Genomic DNA, 3672 nt, shown 5'->3' with positions numbered 1-3672 from the left:
TCGTCGGCCGAGCTGATGCCGGCCTGGCCTGTGGCGACCTGGCCGGTGGCGGCCGTGCCCGCGGCCACCGCGTCGGCCGGCCCGGCGGTGGCCCCGGCGGCCTCGACCGTGCCCGGGGCGACCGTGCCCGCGTCGGCCGGGCCGGCGGCGGCCTCCGCCTGCCGTACGACCTCGGCCAGGCGGGCGTTGCTCAGGACCGGCAGCACCGCGACGGCGGTCACGGCGATGGCCGCACCGGCGGCGTAGAAGGAGGCCGGGACCCCGAAGGCCGCGGCCACCGCGCCGCCCGCGATGCCGCCGACGGCGAAGGAGCCCACGGCGACGACCCGGTAGACGGAGGTGACCCGGCCCATCAGCTCGTTCGGGACGATCTGCTGGCGCAGGGTCACCATGTGGACGGACACGACCAGGACCACGAAGCCGTCCAGGGCCATGAGGGCGACGGTCACCGCCGGGCCGAGGGCCAGGCCCAGTCCCGCCGTGGCGGCGGCCGACAGCAGGTTGGTCACGAGGATCAGGGTGCCGGGCCTGAACCAGCCGCCGACCCGGCCTGCCGCCATGCCGCCGAGGACGGCTCCGATCGCGGAGGCGGCGAGCATCAGGCCGTAGCCCTCGTCGGAGACGCCGAGTTCGTCCTGGGCGAGCAGCACCAGCAGGCCGTAGCTCGCCGCGACGGCCGCGTTGCCGGCGGCCGCGACCAGGCTCAGGGCGCGCAGCACGGGCGAGGACCAGTACCAGCGGGCGCCGGCCACGATGTCCTCGCGCACGCTCCTGACCGTGAACGGTCCGCCGTCGGGCTCGTCCTTGCCGCGCGCCGCCGAGGGGATGAGGGCGAGCAGGCCCACGGCGGCCAGGTATCCGGCGGTGCCCAGGGCGAACGGCGCGGCGGCGGCCGCCGCGAAGAGGAAGCCTCCGATCGGCGGGCCCGCGAACTCGTTGCAGACCACCCATGTGGTCTGCAACCGGCTGTTGGCCCGGGTCAGCTCCTCGGGGCCGACCAGCATCGGCACCCAGGCGGCCGAGACGCTGTCGTAGAGCGTCTCGGCGGTGCCGATCGCGAAGAAGACCACGTACAGCAGCGGCATGGACAGGGTGTCGGCGAGGACGGCCGCCGTGAGGGCGGCGAAGGCGGCGGCGCGGATCCAGTTCGCGCTCTGCGCCACCTTGTTCGCCTCTGCGCCACCTTCCGGCGGTCCAGGCGGTCGGCGAGCGCCCCGGATACGAAGGCCAGCACCAGCCAGGGGGCCCGCTGGGCGACGGTGATCCCGGCGATCATGGCCGGATCACGGGTGATCGTGGCCGCGAGGAGCGGTGCCGCGGCCAGGCTCACCCCGTCCGACAGGTTCGACGCGGCGGTCGCCGCCCACAGTTTCCTGAACACCGGCGTAGTGTGCTCAGGGCCCTCCGGTCAGAGCCAGCCCTTTTCCCGGGCCACGCGGACCGCTTCGGCCCGGTTGCGGGCGGCCAGCTTCTGGATGGCGGTCGAGAGGTAGTTGCGGACCGTGCCCTGGGAGAGGGAGAGGGCCGCCGCGAGTTCGGCGTTTGTCGCACCGTGTTCCGCCGCGCGCAGCACTTCCCGTTCCCGCTCGGTGAGGGGGTTGGCGCCCTCCGCGAGGGCGGCCGCCGCGAGACCGGGGTCGATGACGCGTTCCCCGGCGAGGACCCTGCGCACGGCCTCCGCGAGCTCCGCGGCCGGGGCGTCCTTGACGAGGAACGCCGAGGCGCCGGCCTCCATCGCCCCGCGGAGGTAGCCGGGGCGGCCGAAGGTGGTCACGACCACGATCTTCATGCCGGGGCGGGCCCGGCGCAGGGCCTGGGCCGCCTCGATGCCCGTCATGCCCGGCATCTCGATGTCCAGCAGCGCCACGTTCACGTCGTGGGCCAGCGCCGCCGGCACGACCTCGTCGCCCCGCGCCACCTGGGCCAGGACCTCGATGTCCGGCTCCAGTCCCAGGAGGGCCGCGAGGGCTTCCCGGACCATGGACTGGTCCTCCGCCAGGAGGATGCGGATGGGGGCCCGGGCGGCTTCGGAGGCTTGCGTCATGACCGGGATCCTAGGGGGACCCGCGCCAGCAGTCTGAAGCCGGTCTTGCCCGCCGGGCCGGCCCACAGGGTGCCCCCGACCGCCTCCAGACGTTCCGTCAGGCCCGTCAGGCCGTTGCCGGGGACCGCGGAGCCGCCCGAGCCGTCGTCGGTCACCGACAGCTCCAGCACCGGGCCCGCGAGGGTCTGCCGGGTGGTCAGGGCGACCGTGCAGCGCTTGGCGCCGCTGTGCCGGACCACGTTCGTCACCGCCTCGCGCAGCGACCAGGCCAGCGCGCACTCCTGGTCCTCGGGGACGGTGTCGGTGAAGTCCGAGGGCAGGTCGCCCTTCACCCCGGCCGCCGCGAGCGCCGTCCGGGCGCCCGCGAGTTCGCCGGGCAGGGTCGGCCGCCGGTAGCCGCTCACGGCCTCCCGTACGTCGACCAGCGCCTGCCGGCAGACCTTCTCGATGTCCGCGACCTGCTGGGCGGCCCGGTCGGGGTGGTCGGGCAGCATCCGGCCCGCGAGCTCGCTCTTGAGCGTGATCAGCGACAGCGAGTGGCCCAGCAGGTCGTGCAGGTCGCGGGCCATCCGCAGGCGCTCCTCGTTGGCCGCGAGCTGCGCCACCGTGGCCCGGGCCTGCCGGAGCTCTATGGTGGTCCGGATCATCGCGCGGACCCCGACCATCGCGAACCCGCCCATCAGGGCCGGGATCAGCAGCCCCCACAGGTAGTCGCCGCCGTCCGGGACGGTGAGGGCCAGGGCCGTCAGCAGCGCCGTCGCGGCGGGCACCGTGAACCGGGAGATCTGCGCGGGCAGCGCGGCGCCGGAGGCGATGGAGACGTAGACGAAGAGCACGAGCCACTCGCGTCCCAGGGCCAGTGACAGCGCCGTGGCCACGGCGCTGAGCACCGCCAGCGACAGCAGGACCGGCCGCACCGGCTTCTGCCGGTCCGGCCTGAACACCAGCACCAGGTACCAGCCGACGAAGGCCAGCAGGCCCAGCCCGCCGAGCAGCCGGGCGCCGTCGCTGTGCCCGCCGCGCACCAGGTCGGTGACGGGTGCGCTGAGGTAGAAGAGCCAGATGGCGATCCAGAGGCTCTTGACCACCTTGTGGACGGTGCCCTCGGGTGCCCGGACGACCCGGTCGACTTCCTCGGCCTCGGCCTCGGCCTCATGCATCAGCGCCACGGTCCTACGCCTTCAGTGAGTCCTTGCGGTACAGCCAGGCGGCCGCCCCCGTGAACAGTACGAAGTACCCGGCGAGGATCGCCACGTCCTTGGCGTGCGGGGCGCCGCCCAGTTCGATGGCCTGGCCGAGGCCCGCGTAGGCGTGGGTCGGCAGCCACTCGCAGATGTTCTGGAGCCACTGCGGGAACGCGGCGGTGGGCATCCACAGGCCGCCGAGGATCGACAGGGCGAAGTAGAAGAGCATGCTCAGGGGCCGGACGTTGTCCGCGCCGGCGAGGTAGCCGATGGCCACGCCGAGCGCGGCGAAGACGAGGCTGCCGGCCCAGATGGCGCCGGTCAGGGCGAACCACTGCCAGGCCTCGAAGCGCACGCCCTTGGCCACGGCGGCGACCAGGAAGACCACCAGGATCGCCGGCAGCGAGAGCACGCCCGCGCTGGCGGTCTTGCCGAGCACGTAGC

Annotated in this window: 4 protein-coding genes and 1 pseudogene; all 5 read right to left on the bottom strand. The window is 74.2% G+C overall.

The annotated features are described in order from the left end of the window. Window positions 1-1163 (bottom strand): MFS transporter (locus VR44_RS37470; protein ID WP_052714010.1); only part of this gene is annotated, 1163 nt, incomplete at its 3' end. Window positions 1164-1192: 29 nt separating this feature from the next. Continuing rightward, window positions 1193-1381, bottom strand: a pseudogene (locus tag VR44_RS49370) (MFS transporter); the annotation flags it as partial. Between the two features lie 27 nt (window positions 1382-1408). Further along, entirely contained in the window at window positions 1409-2044 is a 636-nt protein-coding gene (locus VR44_RS37465; protein ID WP_045952137.1) for a response regulator transcription factor, read from the bottom strand. Then, a complete protein-coding gene (locus VR44_RS37460; RefSeq protein ID WP_045952138.1) occupies window positions 2041-3204 on the bottom strand; it encodes a sensor histidine kinase in 1164 nt (387 codons plus the stop codon). Before VR44_RS37460 ends, VR44_RS37465 begins: the two co-directional genes overlap by 4 nt. A gap of 13 nt (window positions 3205-3217) precedes the next feature. Then, a partial coding sequence (locus VR44_RS37455; protein ID WP_045952136.1) for an ABC transporter permease occupies window positions 3218-3672 on the bottom strand: 455 nt, incomplete at its 5' end.

The organism is Streptomyces katrae (genome assembly GCF_000966975.1).
Taxonomy (GTDB): Bacteria; Actinomycetota; Actinomycetes; order Streptomycetales; family Streptomycetaceae; genus Streptomyces; species Streptomyces katrae.
This window is presented reverse-complemented; position numbering and strand designations above follow the sequence as displayed.